Source organism: Thalassorhabdus alkalitolerans, from assembly GCF_042656525.1.
GTDB classification, from domain to species: domain Bacteria; phylum Bacillota; class Bacilli; order Bacillales; family Marinococcaceae; genus Thalassorhabdus; species Thalassorhabdus alkalitolerans.
In genome coordinates, this window is record NZ_JBHSOZ010000003.1 from 636,094 (window position 1) to 653,544 (window position 17,451).

The window sequence follows — 17,451 nt, forward strand, 5'->3', positions numbered from 1 at the left end:
CAAAAAAAGCCAAACCAGGAGACCTCCCGGCTTAAGCCTTTTTAATCGCATCCATTACTTGTTTGTCAAGCTTAGCTGCTGCTTCTGCATCATATGTTTTTTCATAGCTTGGTTCTGTAGAAATACGTGCGCCATAAAACATCACATCTCGAATTTCATCAATGGACAATTCAATTAAAGCAAGCTTAAGAGGGACACCTTCCAGTTTCTCTGCTTTAATGCTTGCCTTTCCGGAAATTGAATACGTAGAGCCGCTGCCAATGACAGTCATTGTCATACCATGGTTCTTTTTAATATTTTCCACAATTCGGGAGCGGTTATCAATAGCGAAACAAACACGTTTGCTGTCCGGGGCAAACACCCAGGAAATAGCGTTTACGTTAGGTACGTTCGTTTCGTAATCTACCGTAGCTATCGTTACATATCTTTCTTTTTGTAAGAGTGGTAATAAATCCTCAGTCAATTGTTGTTCAACTTTGTTTGCCATTAGAACAAACCTCCAATCAATAGTCGCCCTTACTTAAAAGCTTTCTACATCCTTGTATGCATCTACTTTATCTTTACCTTGATCACACTACCCTAAAACTACCTTATATAAGTTATACGACGCAACACCTGTAAAATCCTTGTACTCTGTATTATTTCTCTTCTTTATAATAAAAGGCAAATCACACGCTTTTCTACGTCATTGGCAAGTAGTCGGCTGTTCTTTCCCATGTTATACTGAGAAAAGGCAGTACAATTAATGATTGAGATGAACTGAGGTGGAATCATGAAAGTGAAATGTGTCATTTGTGATACAATCAACGACTTAAAAGATGATTCCCCTTTAGCCAAACGACTTAGAAACAGGCCGATCCATACCTATATGTGTGATCCCTGTCATGAACGTATAAGTGAAAAAACTAATGAACGTTGGGCTAGCGGGAATTTTACTATGTATCAAAGCAAAACAAAAGAGGATAACTGGAAATAAGTAAGAGTGTCTTTGTGGTCTATGCTCACCTAGACACTCTTTTTTTATTTTTTGACCAATTTATGATAAGCCTGCTTTTCCCGCCTGATTGTTTTTTTCTGCTTCCTCCTTTCTGCCTGTAAAGATGTGCATCGGATTCTCGTTTAAAATCTTATTCAGCTTTTCTTCCGGACAGCCTTTTTCCTTCATCATCGGAATTATTCTTTCAAATAAGTGAACAGGAGTCCAATTCCTCAACAAATGGGCGATTGATTCAGGAAGAATCGGCTCTTTTCCAAGCCAGATATTAACCGTGTCGTGAGATAAGAGAAGCTGTTTTTCATATCCCAGAGCAGCCAGCCCTAAAAAAACGGCCATCCTTTCTTCATCAGCAGGAGCCCCCACTATTCCTTGCAGGCCAAAACGATCAAACGCTACGTACACTCCCTGCTTTAATACTTCAAAATGTTGATGAATATCTGTTGTACCGCACATATGCCCAATCACTAATTTTGATGGATCAGCTCCATGCTCAAGTAAGAGCTTCACTTGTTCGAGTCCCATAGTACCTTCCTGTGTATGAGTGAGAATGGGAATTCCTGTCTGCGCCTGAACTTTCGCTCCAGCCCGAAAAAACATCTTCTCATATGGAGTGATTTCACCTTTGCTGGATGCTAGCTTAATTATGCCTGGTTTAATACCTGTTCCCTCAATTCCTTCCGTCACCTCTGTGAGAAATAATTCGTGTATTTCATCTTCTGCCGTTCCAAGGCTTTGACGAAATGTAAAGTAAGGTGTGGCTCCCTCCCCTTCGTAATAGTAACCAGTCGAGCATATAATCTGAAGGCCTGTGGCTTCAGAAATTTCTCGCAGCAATAAGGGATTCCTGCCACAATCATTTGGAGTTGGATCAATTACTGTTTCAACTCCATGCTGCATTATCCGCTCTGCTACTTCAATACCTTGGTTACGTTTTTCATTCCAGTCAAACCTTCCTCTTGTAAAGTCTCCGTGAAACCCTGGATAGCCAAAAAAGAAATGTTCATGGACGAGCGTTTTTCCAAGCTTACTTGCATCAACCGGACCTGTCACTGTTTCTACACGTTGATTCAAGCCTTCTCCTCCTCTCGCGCCCGGTTCCATTCCCTGTCCTGAAGAGTACGCCAAAGTATTTTACCGCTTGCAGTCTTGGGAAGCTCTTCGAGAAAATGGATTTCCTTTGGCGTTTTATAAACAGCCATTTGGTTCCGGCTCCAATCTATTACATTTTGTGCCAGTTCTTCACTGGGTTCGTATCCCTTTTGAAGGACCACATAGGCTTTAACCACTTCCCCTGTCCTTGGATCAGGAGCCCCTACCACACATGCCTGCTGGACAGCCTCATGCTGATAAAGAACCGATTCTATTTCTGAAGGCCATACTTTAAAACCTGCTGTGTTAATCATGCGTTTTTTTCGATCGACCATAAAAAAGTAGCCTTCAGGATCCATATATCCTATATCTCCGGTACGAAAATAAGCAGTTCCGTCCTTTTGAATAAACGATTCAGCAGTTTCTTCAGGCCGGCGCCAGTATCCTTTAAAAACCTGGGGACCTGATACGGCAATCTCTCCCTGCTGGCCAAGGGGAATCTCTTCACCAGCTGATGGATCGAGCATGATAACATCTACATCAAATGAAGGAATCCCTAAACATTGAAGCTTAGGACGATCTGGTGGATTGAAATGAGTTTGTGACATCGTTTCACTTAGCCCGTACCCTTCACAGTAAGTGATCTCTGTAAGCAGCTGCAGCTTTTTCCCTACCGCTTCTGGCAAAGGAGCACCTCCGCCGCCTATGACTTGTAATGACGATAAATTCTTCTTTTCGATCTCTGGGTGTGAAAGAAAATCTACTACCATGGTGCTGATATTGATCCAATTTGTGCACCCATAATCCTCAATCAATCTCACAGCTGTTTCTCGGTTCCAGCGCGTCATAATCACGATGGCCCCTCCTGCAAAAAGAGGTGCATTCATACTGTGCTGCATTCCGGTCACATGGAACCAGGGCAAAGAAGCAAGGGAGACACTATTTGGGGTCATGCTCATCCAGTCCTTAGCTGCTGCAAGATTGGCCTGTATGGAATAATGAGTATGCATGCACCCTTTCGGCCTTCCGGTTGTCCCTGATGTATAGGGCAGACAGGCAAGATCTTCACTATTAACAAAGACAGGAGATAATTCATACTTGCTCTCCCTCATGTCCTCCCAAGTATGAATTCCTTCATTTGATTGACTATCCCCAGACGGAAGCATTGCTTCATCCGGGAGATCCTTCCGATACTTTGGACTTGATACAAAATCGCCATAAGATGCAGCTAATATATTTTTCAATGTTGTTTGGCCCAGGTGCCCTTGGATGTTTCCAAGGAGCTCCTGCCCTGCGATCGCGATTTCAGCTTCACTGTCTTCAATATAAAACGCGACTTCCTGTTCCTTGTTCATAGGATTTACCGGGACCACTACGCCACCTGCTTGTAAGATTCCGTAATATGAAATAAGAAAGGAAGGAGAGTTTTGCATGTATAAAATAACACGGTCGCCTTTTTTCATATGCCATTCCTTTTGCAAAAACGCTGCAAGCCTGTTTACTTCCTTAAATATAGTTTCATAGGTAAAAGCTGAACCGTAATAATATACAGCAACCTTATCCGGGTAACGCTTTGCAGATACTTCCAGATTATCAACAATGGTGGTTTTAGGAACGCTTAACGATGATGGAAGCCTTTTGGGCCAGTATTTTAACCACTCTTTCATCCAGATCCTCCTCTACATTGTTACTGTAAAGAAACTACTAAAAGGTTTTATTCTTCTAAAATAACAATTTCACCGTTTTCTACAGCTGCTGCTCCTCCCAGCCAATCAAAGCCCTGATCTTCTACTCCTTCTAAATACCACACGATGTCCTCTTCATCCAGTGCTTTTACCCCTTCGTCCATGGCCGCCATAATAGCCTGGGCATCATCTACTGAACCAGATGCTTTCATCGCCTCTACGAGCACATACATCGCCTGGTAGTTAAAAGCACTTTCAGAGGTTGGGATTCTGTCATACTGTTCCTGGTAACCAGTGTTAAATGCTTCTGCGCCGGCAGCATCACTTTTAAGCTGAGGCAATACACCCACGGCTCCTTCTAATCTTTCATAGCCTCCGAGAACCGCTTCCATTTCTTCAAGCTTCGCTTGGTCCATTACCATAAATCCTCCCTCAAAGCCAAGCTCTTTTGCTTGATCAATAACTAACGCTGTAGGTTCTGAGGCACCGCCGACAAATAAAACATCAGGGTCAGAATTTAAGGCATTGGATACAATGTTATAAAAATCAGTGTCCTGACTAAAATCAATTTCGCCATCAAACACTATTTCTCCGCCAGCTCCCTCCCACTCTGGTACAATGGTTTCCGTCCAGTCCTTCCCGTATTGCGTGGCTGTTGGAAGCAAGGCAAGGCGCTCTCCAAAGTTCTCCATCTGGTAATCAATAAAGAAATCAGGGTACATGGTGTAAGCCGGCGGGATTCTAAGTGTTAGCTCATTCCCCTGCTCTAACACATCCGGTTCACTTGTATATGCTGCAATTAAAAACTCTTCCTCTTCATTAAATACTTGCGTGGCAAACACTCCTCCGCTGTGAGGAACAAAAACGACGGATGTATCATTTTCCTGAACGAGGCGTCTTGCGTTTGTACCTGCTTCATTAGGAAGATACATATCATCATAGGCAATAACGTTTACTTTATAAGTCACACCATCTATTTCAAATCCTTCTTCATTAATTTCCTCTGCTGCCATTCTCATGCCATTTAATGTATTTTCACCGTAGTAAGCAGCCGGGCCGCTTAACGGGCCAGTATATCCGATATTAACTACCTCTTCATCTCCTTCCACATCCACTTCTGTTTCTACTTCTGCCTCCCCGCCGTTTTGCCCGTCTGCATCCGTTCCTGTTTCCTCCGCGCACCCAGCTGAAACCATAAGCATTCCACCTAAACCAATGAACCACCAAGCCGAATTTTTCATAGTTATCCCCCTTTTTATAAATAAAGAAAGCTATGCTCCAATGTACGCCTTGCGAATATCTTCATTGTTCATCAGTTCTTTCTGTGTGCCCTCCATGACCACACTGCCGTTTTCAAGTACATAACCTCTGTTTGAAATTTTCAATGCAGCATGTGCATTTTGCTCAGCTAACAACACAGTGACCCCAGTCTTGTTAATCTCACTTATTGTCTCAAACATCTGCTCAACAATAAGAGGAGCAAGCCCTAAAGAAGGCTCATCGAGGAGTAACAAAGAGGGCTTTGCCATGAGAGCCCGTCCAATGGCAACCATTTGCTGCTGCCCACCGCTTAAAGACCCGGCAGGATCCTTCCTTTTTTCTTGTAAAATAGGAAACAAATCATAAACATTTCGAAGCTGTTCCTCTTGGACTTTCTTATCTCTCCGGTGAACATAGCTTCCCATTTTCAGATTTTCAAGGACTGTCATGGCAGGAAAGAGCATCCTTCCTTCTGCACACTGGACAATCCCTTTTTTCACCATAAAGCTGGGGGGTTTCCCAAGGATAGAAGTCCCTGCGGCCTCCATGCTGCCTTCCTGAACCTTGACCAGACCGCTGACTGCCTTAAATAAAGTTGACTTGCCGGCTCCATTGGAGCCTAGAAGAACGACTAACTCTCCTTGCTCAGCGTATAAAGATACATTTTCCAACGCTTTAAAACTTCCATAGGAAACAGAGACATTATCCAGTTTCAACATTTTCCTCACCTCCAAGATACGCTTTGATCACTTCAGGGTTATTTTTTATTTCCTCGGGTGTCCCTTCTGCTATCTTGCTTCCGTGATTTAAGACGATGATATGGTCAGCTAACGACATAATCATCGGCATTTTGTGCTCAATTAAACAGACAGTGACTCCATTTCTAACTATTTTTTTGATTAAGGAGGCAAGTTCTATTGTTTCATCAGGATTAATACCAGCTGCCGGTTCATCCAGAAGGAGCAGCTCAGGGTCGGTTGCAAGAGCAAGTGCAATCGCAGTTCTTTTTTGTTCCTCCTGAGTAATGGAGTGAACAGGGTTATTTTCCAAATGCGACAAGCCTACAAAATCGAGCATCTCTCTCGCTTTTTCATAACACTTTTTTTCTTCATTTTTTTCACGTTTCGTCCGAAAAATAGCATCAATGATAGTTGCTTTCGTACGAACCCGATGGCCGATTAACACGTTATCAATAACTGTGGACTGCTCAAATAAATGAGTTGTTTGAAAGGTACGGCTGATTCCCAGGGCAGCTGTCTTATGTGGCGGTGTTTTGGTAATATCACTGCCGTTATATTGAATGGACCCTTTTGTGGGCTGATGAAAACCGCTTATTAAATGAAAGAACGTGGATTTGCCGGCACCATTCGGTCCGATGACAGCTGTAATGGTCCCTTTTTCAATTACAGCATCCACTTCATTTACTGCCGTAAGTCCACCGAAGGATTTTGTTAAGCCATTAATCGTAAGCATCAGGACCGGGCCTCCTTTACGCTGTTCTCTTTCCCTGCATGAATAGACGGCTTTTTCTTAAAATTCCTTTTCATTTTCCACATATAATACTGCCCAACAATTCCTTGAGGATAGAAAAGAATTAACAGGACTACGATAGGTCCGAAAATGAGCATGCGATATTCCTCTAAAAATTGAAGGGACTGGGTAAGGGTCACAACAATAATCGTGCCCACAAGAGGTCCTGCCAACGTCCCGATTCCACCTACCAGCAAGTACAACAAAATTTCAAACGCAACTTCAATATAAGCGATTTCAGGTCCCAGAAATCTTATATACGAGGCGTAAAGAATCCCGGCAAGACCAGCAAATATGGAAGAGAGCACAAAAGCAAGGAGTTTGTTTTTCATCACTGAAATCCCGATTGTTTTTGCAAGGTCCTCACTGTTTCGAATAGCGGTAAAGGTTCTTCCCAGAAGTGAATGAACGATCCTTCTCATAAGAAAAATCGTTACAAGAAGAAAAAAGATCACAAAATAATACTGGCTGGTGATTGACTGAAACGTCACGGGACCGATGCCATCGGGTGCGGAAATTCCTATCAATCCCCTGACACCTCCCGTCAATTCATCCCATTTATAAATGACAAGATAAATTAAGAACCCTACAGACATGGTGTAAATCGCAAAGAAATGGGATTTAGTCCGCAAAGCGACAAGCCCAATCAAAAGGCCAAACACAGCCGTTATAGCAAGTGATAGAAAAAAAGCTGCCCAAAAAGGAATCCCTGCATTTAACGTAAGCAGGCCCAGCGAGTAGGCACCAATTGCGAAGAATCCTGCGTGGGCCAGTGAGAGCTGGCCAATATAGCCGGTGATCAAATTAAGACCGTACACCGCAATTGACCAAATCCCTATCAATATACCAATTTGGATAAAATACTGGTTCGGCAGGATGAGGGGAAACAATAAAGCAATGATAGCCAAAGTAATGAGCCATCCATTTTTTTTAAAAAAGGTCATCCTTGCACCCCCCTGACAAACAGCCCCGTAGGTTTAACGGTCAAAATAAGAACAAGCAGAACAAAAGCAATTAAATCACTGTACTCGGCTGAAATATAAGTTGCTCCCAGGCTCTCTGAAATTCCCAGGATATAGCCTCCTACAATTGCCCCGGGTATACTTCCCATCCCCCCCAGAATGATAATGACAAAAGCTTTCATTATTACGAGATTTCCCATACTCGGATATACCAGGTTGATGGGAGCTGCCAGTGAAGCAGCAGCAGCAGCCAGTCCGCCGGCAATAGCAAAGGTCAGCATAGCCACTTTGTTTGCATTGATCCCAACCAGAAAGGCTCCTTCTCTGTTTTGAGCCATCGCGACTATAGAAGAACCTGTCATCGTTCTTGTTAAAAAAAGATGAAGGATAAGCATCAAAAACAAGGCCGCTCCAATGATAATCAATCGCTGCAAAGTAACGGTCATCCCAAGGAAATTAATGGATTCTCCATACGGAGTAACCATGCGTTGGTACTGACTTCCCCAGACCAAGTGAGCAAATGCTTCCAGAAAAAAGAGAATACCAATGGCTGCAATCATCATGGGAAGAGGGTTATTTTGATCAAGACGGCTGAACACCAGACGTTCAGTTATTATCGCAAGCAAGGCTACCATTAAAATTGATATACCTACAGCAAGCCAGTAATGTACCCCCATTGCTGTCATGACAGTCAAAGTAAGATAAGCTCCAATCATGTACATTGCTCCATGGGCAAAATTAGGAACATGCAAAATCCCAAATATAAGAGTTAACCCTAAAGCAACCAGACTGTAAACGCTTCCAATCGTAACACCGTTAAATACTTGCTGAAAGAGAAATTCCATTGTATTCCTCCTTACAGAATTTTTTGCAGAAAATTCTGATATTAAAGTGGCTGCTTAGTTATGGGACAAGAATAAGTTTCCCTGACGTTTCTCTTCCTTGAAGCTTTCGGTGAACATCAGCTGCTTCTTCCAGGGGGAAGACCCCGCCGATTTTGAGCTTAATCTCTTCTTTTTGAATGTAGGTAAAGATATCTTTTAAGCTGCTTTCCAGCAAGTGAGGCTTACTCATGATCTGGGGAAGGAAAAAACCGATGACACTTTGATTTTTTTCCATTAATGAAGAAGGGTAAAATCTGCTTTGTTCCCCGCTTGCTACTCCATAAATGACCAGCCTCCCAAAGGGAGCTAAACAATTCAGAGTCTGGTTAAAGACTCTTCCGCCAGCCATTTCCAAAGCCACATCCACGCCTTTTCCTTTTGTTATTTCCATGATCTCTTCTTCCCATAGCTCGTTTGTATAATCTATGGTGTGATCGGCTCCAAGCTCTTTGGCAAATTGTCTCTTTTCTTCCGTACTGGCTGTGCCGATAATCTTTCCAGCTCCAAAAATTCTGGCAAGCTGAACCGCAAATATTCCAACTCCCCCGGCAGCCGCATGGACCAGAACGGTTTCCCCCTTCTCCATTCTTCCCATTGTTTTTAAAACATGGTAAGCACTTAACCCTTGCAGTGGGATGGAAGCTGCCGTCTGTTCATCAAGATTTTCTGGAAGGGGGATAAGTGCTCTTTCGTCAGCTACTGTGTACTCCGCATAGCCTGTCGCTCGTCTGCCCCCCAATAAGGTCACAACCCTGTCTCCAGCTTTAAATCTTTTCACACCTGTCCCTGTTTCAACAATAATCCCGGCTACCTCAGAACCAGGGACATACGGCAGAGGAGTGTCAACAACATACTGTCCTTCTCTTCTTGCCGTATCTGCATAATTCACCCCTATTGCCTTAATTTCGATGAGTACTTCATTTTCCTTAGGGCTCGGTCTTTCTAAATCTACAAGACGTAGTACGTCAGGACTGCCAAATTTCTCTAACTGTACTGCTTTCATCCTAATTTCCTCCTTGTATACGAATAGTTTTAGCTTCCTGAAAAGGATGGTGCTCTCTTTTCCACAAAGGCTTGTACGCCTTCTTTATGATCTTCACTTGCCACCATTAATGTTTGTGAAATTCGCTCCTCCTGAAGTATTTCTTCAAGGGAAGCATTCAATGAATGATCCATTACCTTTTTCATCATGCCGTAAGCTCCTATTGGTCCTCTGGCTATCCGGGCGGCGTAGGACTCTGTCTTTTCTTTCATTTCATCAGGATCAAACAGCTGATTTACTATGCCTATCTCATAGGCCCTCTCAGCTTCAATCGCTTCTCCGCTAAACATAATTTCTTTCGCACGGTGAATTCCCACTAGTTTGGGAAGGAAGTATGAGCCGCCTCCATCAGAAATTAATCCCACTTGTCCAAAACTCATCGCAAACTTACTGTCTTTGGATGACACGATCAGGTCACACGCTAACGCCAAATTGAAGCCCGCTCCGGCGGCAAAACCGTGAACCGCAGCAATGATAGGCTTTTCAACCCTTTTAATTTTTTTAATAACTTCATTTAAGCGTTCAATATGGCTATACACCTTTGCCGGTGTGGCCTCTCCCATGCTTTTCACGTCTCCTCCGGCACTAAAGGAACGACCGGCACCGGAAAGGACAATCGCTTTCACTTCACTCTTTTCTTCTGCCTCGGACAAGGCTTGAAGTAATCCTTCCATCATATCGGGACTGAAAGCATTTAGACGTTCAGGCCTGTTTAAGGTTACATACATAACTCCTTGTCTCTCTTCAACCAATAAGTGATTACTCATCGTTTCTCCTCCTTTTTTAGATCCCGTCTTGCGTTTGCAAGAAAGAAGTCACCTTGATCGATCTTTAAAGCCTATTATTTTGCCAGCCATCCCCCATCTGCGAGAAGATCGCTTCCAGTCATATAAGACGCTTCCTCTGAGGCAGCAAAGGCAATCACATTGGCTATCTCTTCAGCCCTTCCTGTTCGTTCAAGAAGCGTGTGGCGCCTGACGGCCTTTTGAAATTTTTCATTTTCCAGACTTTTTTCTGTGAGCGGTGTATCTATAAAACCAGGAGACACAGAATTAACCCGGATTCCAAAAGGAGCACATTCACCAGCCATTGTTTTTGTAAGATTTAGAACTCCTGCTTTCGCAGCACTATAGTGAGGAATATTATTTCCTGGCTTATGGCCGGATAAAGATGATACATTCACGATGGACGGTCTTACGTGAGGCGGTCTGTCAGTATCTTTCTTTAATAAAGGGAGCACTTCTTTAGCGACAAGAAAGACACTGTTTAGATTTAAACGCTGGACACTTTCCCATTCATCCAGGGAAAGAGAGAATAAGCTGCCCTTCATTCCTGATCCACCTGCATTATTGATGAGAATATCCAGATGGACGTACTTGTCTTCAATAAAGCCGGCCAGTTCATGCACATCCCTTTCCACAGTAACATCTGCTTGAAAGATGTCAGCTTTGCCCCCTTCCTCTTGTATTTCACTCTGTACCTTCTTCAGCTTTTCTTTCGTACGTCCAGTGAGGATGACTTCCCCTCCCTCTCTGGCAAATTTCTTTGCCGTGGAAGCTCCAATGCCGCTTCCTCCTCCGGTAACAAGTACAATATAATCATTAAATTTTCCCATTGCTTTCCTCCCTGCTAGACAGAATAAGAAGATTGACTGTACATCCAATCAGCGATTTCTCTTTTCCCTTGTAAACTACCAGGGAAATGAAAGGATAAGAGTCGATTGTATATGGCTTCTCTTACCTGCCCTGAGCTTTCTTTCAGCAGCAAGGAAGGCTCCAGCTGGCGGATAAGGGAAATAATAGAGCAAGCCGTGTCCTCTAAAATCGTTTCTGTAAGGAGATGCTTGATCTTTTCTTGTTGTTCAGAATTGGCAGCTGCAGCCTTTTTAGTACGAAGGACAGCTGATTCTGCAGCATATAGAAGAATGGCTATCTCTGAAAGCTTCATCACGACCTCTTGTTTATCTTCTAACTTCTCCCCATATACCTCCTGAGCCTTGGCAGTGAGAATGAGAAAGGAAGCTCTCACAGTCTTGAGAAAATCCTCCCAGCTTTGACCTTTTTGTGATAATATTTCTTTGGCTTCACTGTGAGCTGCCTGAAATGGCAGTTCCCCTTTTAGCGATTTTTTCATAAACTGCCCAGATACAAGCAGACGATTAATTTCATTCGTTCCTTCAAAGATCCGATTAATTCTCGAATCCCTGTACATTTGTTCGATTCTGTATTCTTTTATAAAACCTGCTCCTCCATGAAGCTGCACAGCCTCGTCCGTGACCTGATCGAGCGTTTCAGATCCATATACTTTACAGATCGCGCATTCAAGAGAGAATTCAGCTAATTTCTTTGTAACGACAGATGAGTCCTTTTCTTCATATAGCTCACCTAAAGCTTCTTCAAGTAAAAAAGCTGTCCGGTATTGAAGAGATTCAGAAGCATATAGTCTTGAAGCCATCAAAGCTATTTTTTCTTTCGTCGCTCCAAAATCAGCGAGCTTTCTTCTGAATTGCTTCCTTTCCCCAGTATGAGTTAATGCAAGCTCAAATGCCTGTTTGGCTGCACCAGTACAGGCTGCTCCCAAATTAAAACGTCCTAGGTTTAAAACGTTAAACGCGATGAGATGACCTTTCCCTGTTTCCCCGAGAAGATTTTCCATAGGAACCTCGCAATTTTCCATGATTACTGACCTCGTTGATGAACCGCTGATTCCCATTTTTTTCTCCTCGGGTCCAAGGCTTAAGCCAGGAAAATCTTTCTCTACAATAAAGGCAGAAAACTGACCATCAATTTTGGCGTAAACAATAAAAGTATCGGAAAAAACCGCATTCGTGATATAAATCTTTGTTCCGTTTAATAAATAATGAGTTTTCTCGTCATTAAGGACTGCTGTTGTTTTACCAGACATGGCATCCGAGCCGGCAGAGGGTTCTGTTAAGCAGTAAGCTCCGAGATATTCACCACTTGCAAGCTTTGGAAGATACTTTTCTTTTTGATGTGCTGTTCCGTAGTAAGTAATGGGAAGCGTTGCAATGCACGTATGATTGGAATGAGCAACCCCGTAGCTGCCTGTTCCTCCAATCGTCTCTCCAACCAGTGCTTTGCTGATTTTATCAAGCCCCAGTCCCCCGTAAGATTCTGAGACACTGTGAGCTAGTAAACCCAGGTTTCCAGCTTCTTTTAATAGGCGGACGGTCAAATCAAAATCTTGATTTTCTATTTCCTCTCTGTGAGGCTCCACTTCTTTTTCAACAAACTGCCGGGCAGTTTTCGCAATCATTTTCTGTTCTTCGGTGAAATCCTCCGGGGTAAATATTTCTTCATGGCCTTGTTGATGGACGAGGTAAGAGCCTCCCTTGGTCTGTGTGCTCACTTCCTTCACGTGATTGTCCTCCTTCATCAATAATCGACCCGTCTGCCTGCATACAAGGGACGATATTCATTGTATTTTTGTTAGCGATAAACTCCAGATCCTCCTGAAGACCAAAGCTTTCAAGCATGATGCCGACAGAGGAGCCTCCGAGAATAGGGAGAGCTTCATCCTTGTGACCTTCGTAAAAAAGGTGAGCAGAGCGGGCAGCATCTGTCAATGTCAGCTTAGGATCTGCCTGTAACAGGCAGTGCAGGTAATGCCCGGCACCGTAGAAATCCTCTATACAAAACTCCCCGGCTGAACCGGCACAAATAATAACGATGCCCGAACCCATCTCTTTTACTGTCTCATCAGCCACAGCCTGGTTGTTTAATAGAGAGGAGGCGAACACCCTCCTGGCTGAACTTGACTTCCTGATCGCCACTGTCCCGTTGGTCGTACAAAGAATAACCGATTTTCCTCGTACCTTGTTTTTAAGAGAAAGAGGGGCCGGCAGATGAAAACCTTCTATTGTAATGCCATTATTTTCCCCGGCCACTGAGCACGCATTTTCTTCGAAGGCTTTTTTTCGAGTAAGGGCTTCCTCTCCCGTTAACACAGGAATGACTTCTGCTGCGCCGCACTCCAATACTGACGTTATCGTTGAGGTGGCAAGCAGGATGTCAAACACCACTACCGTTTTTCCTTCCAGCTTTCTTTCATCAATGTCTTCTTTTTTAAAAAGAAGGTGTACTTTCTTTTGCTCTTTGTTACTCATTTACATTATCCCTTTACGTGAAATGTAGTCTGCGTGCTGAATTAAGGCTGCTGTCGTCTGGTGAAACTTTGAAAAGCGCTGATCGTTTGTCTGCCCTTTTTTAAACCGGTAATAAATCTGCTGGGCGATAACAGCCAGTTTGAAATAAGCAAAGGTTAGATAAAAATCAATATTTTCTACATCTCTGCCCGTCTCTTTAGCATACTGTTCAACCACATCACGCCTTGTATAAAACCCAGGCTGAACAGTGACAGGAGGCTTCCCAAAGCCCTTTTGCAAAAGCTCAGGGTCACCGCTTTCAATCCAATAGCTAAGGGTCACACCCAAATCAGCTAAAGGATCCCCAACCGTGGCCATTTCCCAATCAAATAATCCAATGATCTTAGAAGGATCAGCAGCATCAAACATCGCGTTGTTGAATTTAAAATCGTAATGTATAACGGAAGCTTCCTTTGTTTCCGGTATTTTTTCAACCAGTTGCTTTTTCAGTTCATTTTCGCCTGGTACCTCATGAGTCTTCGCACGCTCATACCGTTTAATCCAGCCCTGAACTTGCCTCTGCATAAACCCATCTGGCTTTGTCATTTGCATAAGGGGGGTATCTTTGTAGTCCAGGCTGTGAAGTTCTGCCAGCGTCTTAACCATGACCGAAGACAGCATTTTTCCTGCTTCCGGAGTAGACTTCAGGCTTTCTGGAAGGTCTGTATCTATCACCACTCCTCTTCGCCTTTCCATGACGAAAAAGGGGCTTCCAATAATTCCATGATCATCAGAGAACACATAGGGACGAGGAGCAAGTGGGAAAGAAGGATGAAGCGCTTTCAAAACCTGATACTCTCTTTCCATATCATGAGCTTTAGGTGCGACAGGTCCTAAAGGCGGCCTCCTCAGCACCCCCTCCCAGTCCCCGGCTTTTACCTCATAGGTTAAATTCGAATGACCTGAGGGAAACTGATTCATTTGCAGGGGCTCGTCAGGAAAATCATCAATTGTCTTGCGCAGAAATTCCTCTAGACGCTCTATGTTTACCTCTTCCCCTTCCCTGACAGGGATGGTATCTTGAAAAGTAAAAGAACTCATGTACATCACTCCTTACTCCTGGGGAGTTACAGCTGATCCACCTCTGTAGCTTTTTAAGGTTTCAATCATATCCGGTGTCAGCGGCTTTGTTTTTTGTTCGTCAAAATCAAAGTGAACAACGACTGCTTTTCCTTTAGCTGTCAGTCCCTGCTCACCATATATTTCATGATCGATGTGAAAGCTTGAATTTCCGATGCGGCTGACTGAGGATTCCACCTCAAGATGCTGCCCAAAATACGACTGCTGGATGTAATCACAGGTGGTAGAGGCTAAAATAAACGGCCAGCGGCCTATTTCCTCCATTATTCCTAGATTTCGAAAAAGCTCCACCCTGGCTTCTTCTAAATAAATGAAATAGCTAATATTACTTACATGACCAAGAGCATCTGTTTCACTGACCCTGATTTTCACAGGAAGTCTGTGGACCATCTTCGAGAGCCTCCTTTTGTTTTCTATTATCGATGCTCAAATAGCGGCTTTCTTTTTTCAATAAAGGCCTGTACTCCTTCTTTAATGTCTTCTGTCTGGAACACTTCTTCAAACAGTTCTGCTTCCTTTTCTAATCCATTGTATAACCCTGTTTCCACTCCTCTGTCCACCGCTTCTTTAATCCGTGAAAGCGATTCAAGGGAATAGCCGGCGATCTTTGAAGCCATTTCTGTTGCTTTCTTTATTCCCTCTCCTTCTGGTACCACATGGTTTACGAGTCCAAGCTTTACCCCTTCCTCAGCTGTTACCGGCTCCCCTGTGAACATGAGTTCCTTTGCTTTAGCTTCTCCAATCAGTCTTGGAAGGCGCTGGGTGCCTCCACCTCCTGGAAACAGCCCAAGCTTCACTTCAGGAAGGCCGATTTGCGCATGAGACTCTGCAATTCTTATATCGCAGGTCAAAGCTAATTCGCAGCCACCTCCAAAAGTCAGGCCGTTTAAAACGGCTATGGTAGGCTTAGGAAGGAAATCGATCTGGTTCAGCATTTGGTGGGTTTTCATTACGTCTTCCTTCATGCCTTGTTTACCGATGGATTCAGGAAACTCCTTAATATCAGCTCCTGCCATAAAGGCTTTCTGTCCTGCGCCTGTAAGAATCACAGCAATGATCTCCTTGTCACGTTCCACATCAGTAAATACTTCCCCAAGCTCTTTGGTGACCTGCTGATTCATAACATTTAATGGAGGGTTGTCAATTGTGACAATGCCTATTCCTTGTTCTTTTCTAAGACTTACAGTTTCACCCATTTATTGATTCACCTCGGTTTTTGAATAATCATACCAGCCTTTTCCAGTCTTTCTTCCCAGCTCTCCAGCTTTTACTTTTTCCTCAACTGTTTTTGCCGGTTTATCTTTTGGGTCTCCCGTTTCTTCGAAAAGCTGCAAGTTTGCGTAGTAACCTACGTCTATTCCTGACAGATCTGCAATCTCAAAGGGCCCTAATGGATGACTTAACGCCTTCTTACAAATAAGATCAATATCCTTGTAATCAGCGTAGCCTTCCTCATACAGAGTTATGGCTTCCTTAGATAAAGCAAATAACAGGCGGTTTGCAATAAATCCATAAATCTCTTTGTGAAGCAAAACTCCTGTCCGTCCGATTTTCTCGCAAAGCTCCATTGCAAGCGCCGCTGTTTCCTCGGATGTTTGTTCACTTTTGACCACTTCCACACAGTCCATCACAAGAGGAGGAAAGAAAAAATGCATATTGCAGACCTTGTCAGGCCTTGCAGTTACCACAGCCACCTTGGAATTAACGATTGTTGAACTATTTGTCGCAAGGATGGCATGGGAAGGGGCAATCCGATCCACGTCCGCAAACACCTCACGCTTAACATCCAGCTTCTCAACCACTGCTTCTATTACCACGTCAGCTTGTCCGGCTGCTGTTTCCAGACTGGTAGTAAAATGAAGATTCGAAAACGCCCGGTTCTTCCCTTCTTCGGTTATCTTTCCTTTCGTCACCCACTTAGCCATAATGCGCTGTAATTCAGCTTCAGCTTTGACAAGAGCTTCTTCTTTTACATCCTGCAAGTGAGTTTTGTACCCCGCTAAGGCAATCAACATGGAAATTTGATGCCCCATTGACCCAGCACCCAGTACAGCAATGTTCTTTACATCCTCTGCTTTCATTTCATTCACACCTTCCCTTCGTATACTGACCAGTTAGTATGTTTGTGGCAGAAAAGGACTAATGTCCTTTACGTTTCGATTCCATGAAGAATCATATCAATGTAGATACGTGCTACTTCTTGATCTGAAAACTCCCCTTCAGGATTAAACCAGTTATAGCTCCAATTGCACGCTCCCAATATACCAAGAGCGACTATTTCGGGATTGAGGTCTTTACGGAACTCACCTTCTTTAATACCGGCTTTAATAACATCGGTCATTCCTGTTCTGATTTGGTCACGTTTTCCTTTAATGAATTCTAGGTTTTCTTTGTTCAAATGACGCATTTCCCGAAAAAAGACTCTAGCGTTCGTTCCTTGCGTTTCTATGTTTCGTAAAAGCATATATACAAGCTCATAGACCTTGGCCCGGTTATCCAGTGTCTCATTGCGAAGGATTTCATGCTGCTGGGTTAAGAGCCTTTCCATGTAATCCAAATGAATGTTCATGAGGAGCTGTTCTTTGCTTTGGAAATAATAATAAAATGTCCCTTTTGTCACTCCGAGACAGTTTACAATATCCTGAATCGACGTATTGGAAAAGCCAGCTTTTTCAAAGAGAGCAATGCTTGTTTCATAGATTTTCTGCTTCATAAAGAACCCCTGCCTCTTATTCTTTTTTACACGTAGTATAGCAC

General features: G+C 43.4%; 19 protein-coding genes. 1 reads left to right on the forward strand and 18 read right to left on the reverse strand.

Going from position 1 to position 17,451, the window contains the following annotated elements; all coding sequences use genetic code 11:
* Positions 1 to 31 precede the first annotated feature (31 nt).
* Positions 32 to 487, reverse strand: a complete 456-nt coding sequence (locus ACFPU1_RS05805; RefSeq protein WP_385939396.1) for a pyridoxamine 5'-phosphate oxidase family protein — start codon at positions 485 to 487, stop codon at positions 32 to 34.
* Positions 488 to 772: 285 nt separating this feature from the next.
* Between ACFPU1_RS05805 and ACFPU1_RS05810 the strand changes: the two genes are divergently transcribed.
* Positions 773 to 976 carry a YlaI family protein gene (locus ACFPU1_RS05810; RefSeq protein ID WP_054635212.1) on the forward strand — a complete coding sequence of 68 codons (204 nt, stop codon included), beginning with the start codon at positions 773 to 775 and terminating at the stop codon, positions 974 to 976.
* Between the two features lie 60 nt (positions 977 to 1,036).
* Here ACFPU1_RS05810 and ACFPU1_RS05815 read toward each other — a convergent pair whose 3' ends face one another.
* The 17 genes from ACFPU1_RS05815 to ACFPU1_RS05895 all read right to left on the reverse strand — a co-directional run bounded on the left by ACFPU1_RS05815 (position 1,037) and on the right by ACFPU1_RS05895 (position 17,407).
* Positions 1,037 to 2,068, reverse strand: a complete 1,032-nt coding sequence (locus tag ACFPU1_RS05815; RefSeq protein ID WP_385939398.1) for a phosphotriesterase family protein — start codon at positions 2,066 to 2,068, stop codon at positions 1,037 to 1,039.
* Entirely contained in the window at positions 2,065 to 3,753 is a 1,689-nt protein-coding gene (locus tag ACFPU1_RS05820; protein ID WP_385939400.1) for a long-chain-fatty-acid--CoA ligase, read from the reverse strand. The genes ACFPU1_RS05815 and ACFPU1_RS05820 overlap by 4 nt, the downstream gene beginning before the upstream one ends.
* A gap of 47 nt (positions 3,754 to 3,800) precedes the next feature.
* Positions 3,801 to 5,012, reverse strand: a complete 1,212-nt coding sequence (locus ACFPU1_RS05825; RefSeq protein ID WP_385939402.1) for an ABC transporter substrate-binding protein — start codon at positions 5,010 to 5,012, stop codon at positions 3,801 to 3,803.
* A 30-nt stretch (positions 5,013 to 5,042) separates the two neighbouring features.
* Positions 5,043 to 5,750: an ABC transporter ATP-binding protein gene (locus ACFPU1_RS05830; RefSeq protein WP_054635209.1), complete on the reverse strand. Its 708-nt coding sequence runs from the start codon at positions 5,748 to 5,750 to the stop codon at positions 5,043 to 5,045.
* Entirely contained in the window at positions 5,734 to 6,507 is a 774-nt protein-coding gene (locus ACFPU1_RS05835; protein WP_385940475.1) for an ABC transporter ATP-binding protein, read from the reverse strand. The genes ACFPU1_RS05830 and ACFPU1_RS05835 overlap by 17 nt, the downstream gene beginning before the upstream one ends.
* Complete coding sequence (locus ACFPU1_RS05840; RefSeq protein WP_385939404.1) at positions 6,504 to 7,505, reverse strand: branched-chain amino acid ABC transporter permease; 1,002 nt, start codon at positions 7,503 to 7,505, stop codon at positions 6,504 to 6,506. Before ACFPU1_RS05840 ends, ACFPU1_RS05835 begins: the two co-directional genes overlap by 4 nt.
* The gene (locus tag ACFPU1_RS05845; protein ID WP_385939405.1) at positions 7,502 to 8,368 is read right to left on the reverse strand and encodes a branched-chain amino acid ABC transporter permease; all 867 of its coding nucleotides are present in this window, start codon (positions 8,366 to 8,368) and stop codon (positions 7,502 to 7,504) included. The genes ACFPU1_RS05840 and ACFPU1_RS05845 overlap by 4 nt, the downstream gene beginning before the upstream one ends.
* A 58-nt stretch (positions 8,369 to 8,426) precedes the next feature.
* Positions 8,427 to 9,410, reverse strand: coding sequence for a quinone oxidoreductase family protein (locus ACFPU1_RS05850; RefSeq protein ID WP_385939407.1), 984 nt, complete (start codon positions 9,408 to 9,410; stop codon positions 8,427 to 8,429).
* Between the two features lie 29 nt (positions 9,411 to 9,439).
* A complete protein-coding gene (locus tag ACFPU1_RS05855; RefSeq protein ID WP_054635206.1) occupies positions 9,440 to 10,216 on the reverse strand; it encodes an enoyl-CoA hydratase/isomerase family protein in 777 nt (258 codons plus the stop codon).
* A 74-nt stretch (positions 10,217 to 10,290) separates the two neighbouring features.
* Positions 10,291 to 11,064: an SDR family NAD(P)-dependent oxidoreductase gene (locus tag ACFPU1_RS05860; protein ID WP_385939409.1), complete on the reverse strand. Its 774-nt coding sequence runs from the start codon at positions 11,062 to 11,064 to the stop codon at positions 10,291 to 10,293.
* Positions 11,065 to 11,078: 14 nt separating this feature from the next.
* Entirely contained in the window at positions 11,079 to 12,827 is a 1,749-nt protein-coding gene (locus ACFPU1_RS05865) for an acyl-CoA dehydrogenase family protein (RefSeq protein ID WP_385939411.1), read from the reverse strand.
* Positions 12,766 to 13,575 carry a 2-phosphosulfolactate phosphatase gene (locus ACFPU1_RS05870; RefSeq protein WP_385939413.1) on the reverse strand — a complete coding sequence of 270 codons (810 nt, stop codon included), beginning with the start codon at positions 13,573 to 13,575 and terminating at the stop codon, positions 12,766 to 12,768. The genes ACFPU1_RS05865 and ACFPU1_RS05870 overlap by 62 nt, the downstream gene beginning before the upstream one ends.
* On the reverse strand, positions 13,576 to 14,655 hold the full coding sequence (locus ACFPU1_RS05875) for a phosphotransferase family protein (protein WP_385939415.1): 1,080 nt from the start codon (positions 14,653 to 14,655) through the stop codon (positions 13,576 to 13,578).
* 12 nt (positions 14,656 to 14,667) lie between these two features.
* Positions 14,668 to 15,084 carry an acyl-CoA thioesterase gene (locus tag ACFPU1_RS05880; protein ID WP_054635205.1) on the reverse strand — a complete coding sequence of 139 codons (417 nt, stop codon included), beginning with the start codon at positions 15,082 to 15,084 and terminating at the stop codon, positions 14,668 to 14,670.
* Positions 15,085 to 15,110: 26 nt separating this feature from the next.
* Positions 15,111 to 15,890 (reverse strand): enoyl-CoA hydratase, encoded by a 780-nt coding sequence (locus tag ACFPU1_RS05885; RefSeq protein WP_385939417.1) that lies wholly within the window; start codon positions 15,888 to 15,890, stop codon positions 15,111 to 15,113.
* On the reverse strand, positions 15,891 to 16,775 hold the full coding sequence (locus tag ACFPU1_RS05890; RefSeq protein ID WP_385939419.1) for a 3-hydroxyacyl-CoA dehydrogenase family protein: 885 nt from the start codon (positions 16,773 to 16,775) through the stop codon (positions 15,891 to 15,893).
* A 68-nt stretch (positions 16,776 to 16,843) separates the two neighbouring features.
* Complete coding sequence (locus ACFPU1_RS05895) at positions 16,844 to 17,407, reverse strand: TetR/AcrR family transcriptional regulator (protein ID WP_054635203.1); 564 nt, start codon at positions 17,405 to 17,407, stop codon at positions 16,844 to 16,846.
* Between the last annotated feature and the right edge of the window lie 44 nt (positions 17,408 to 17,451).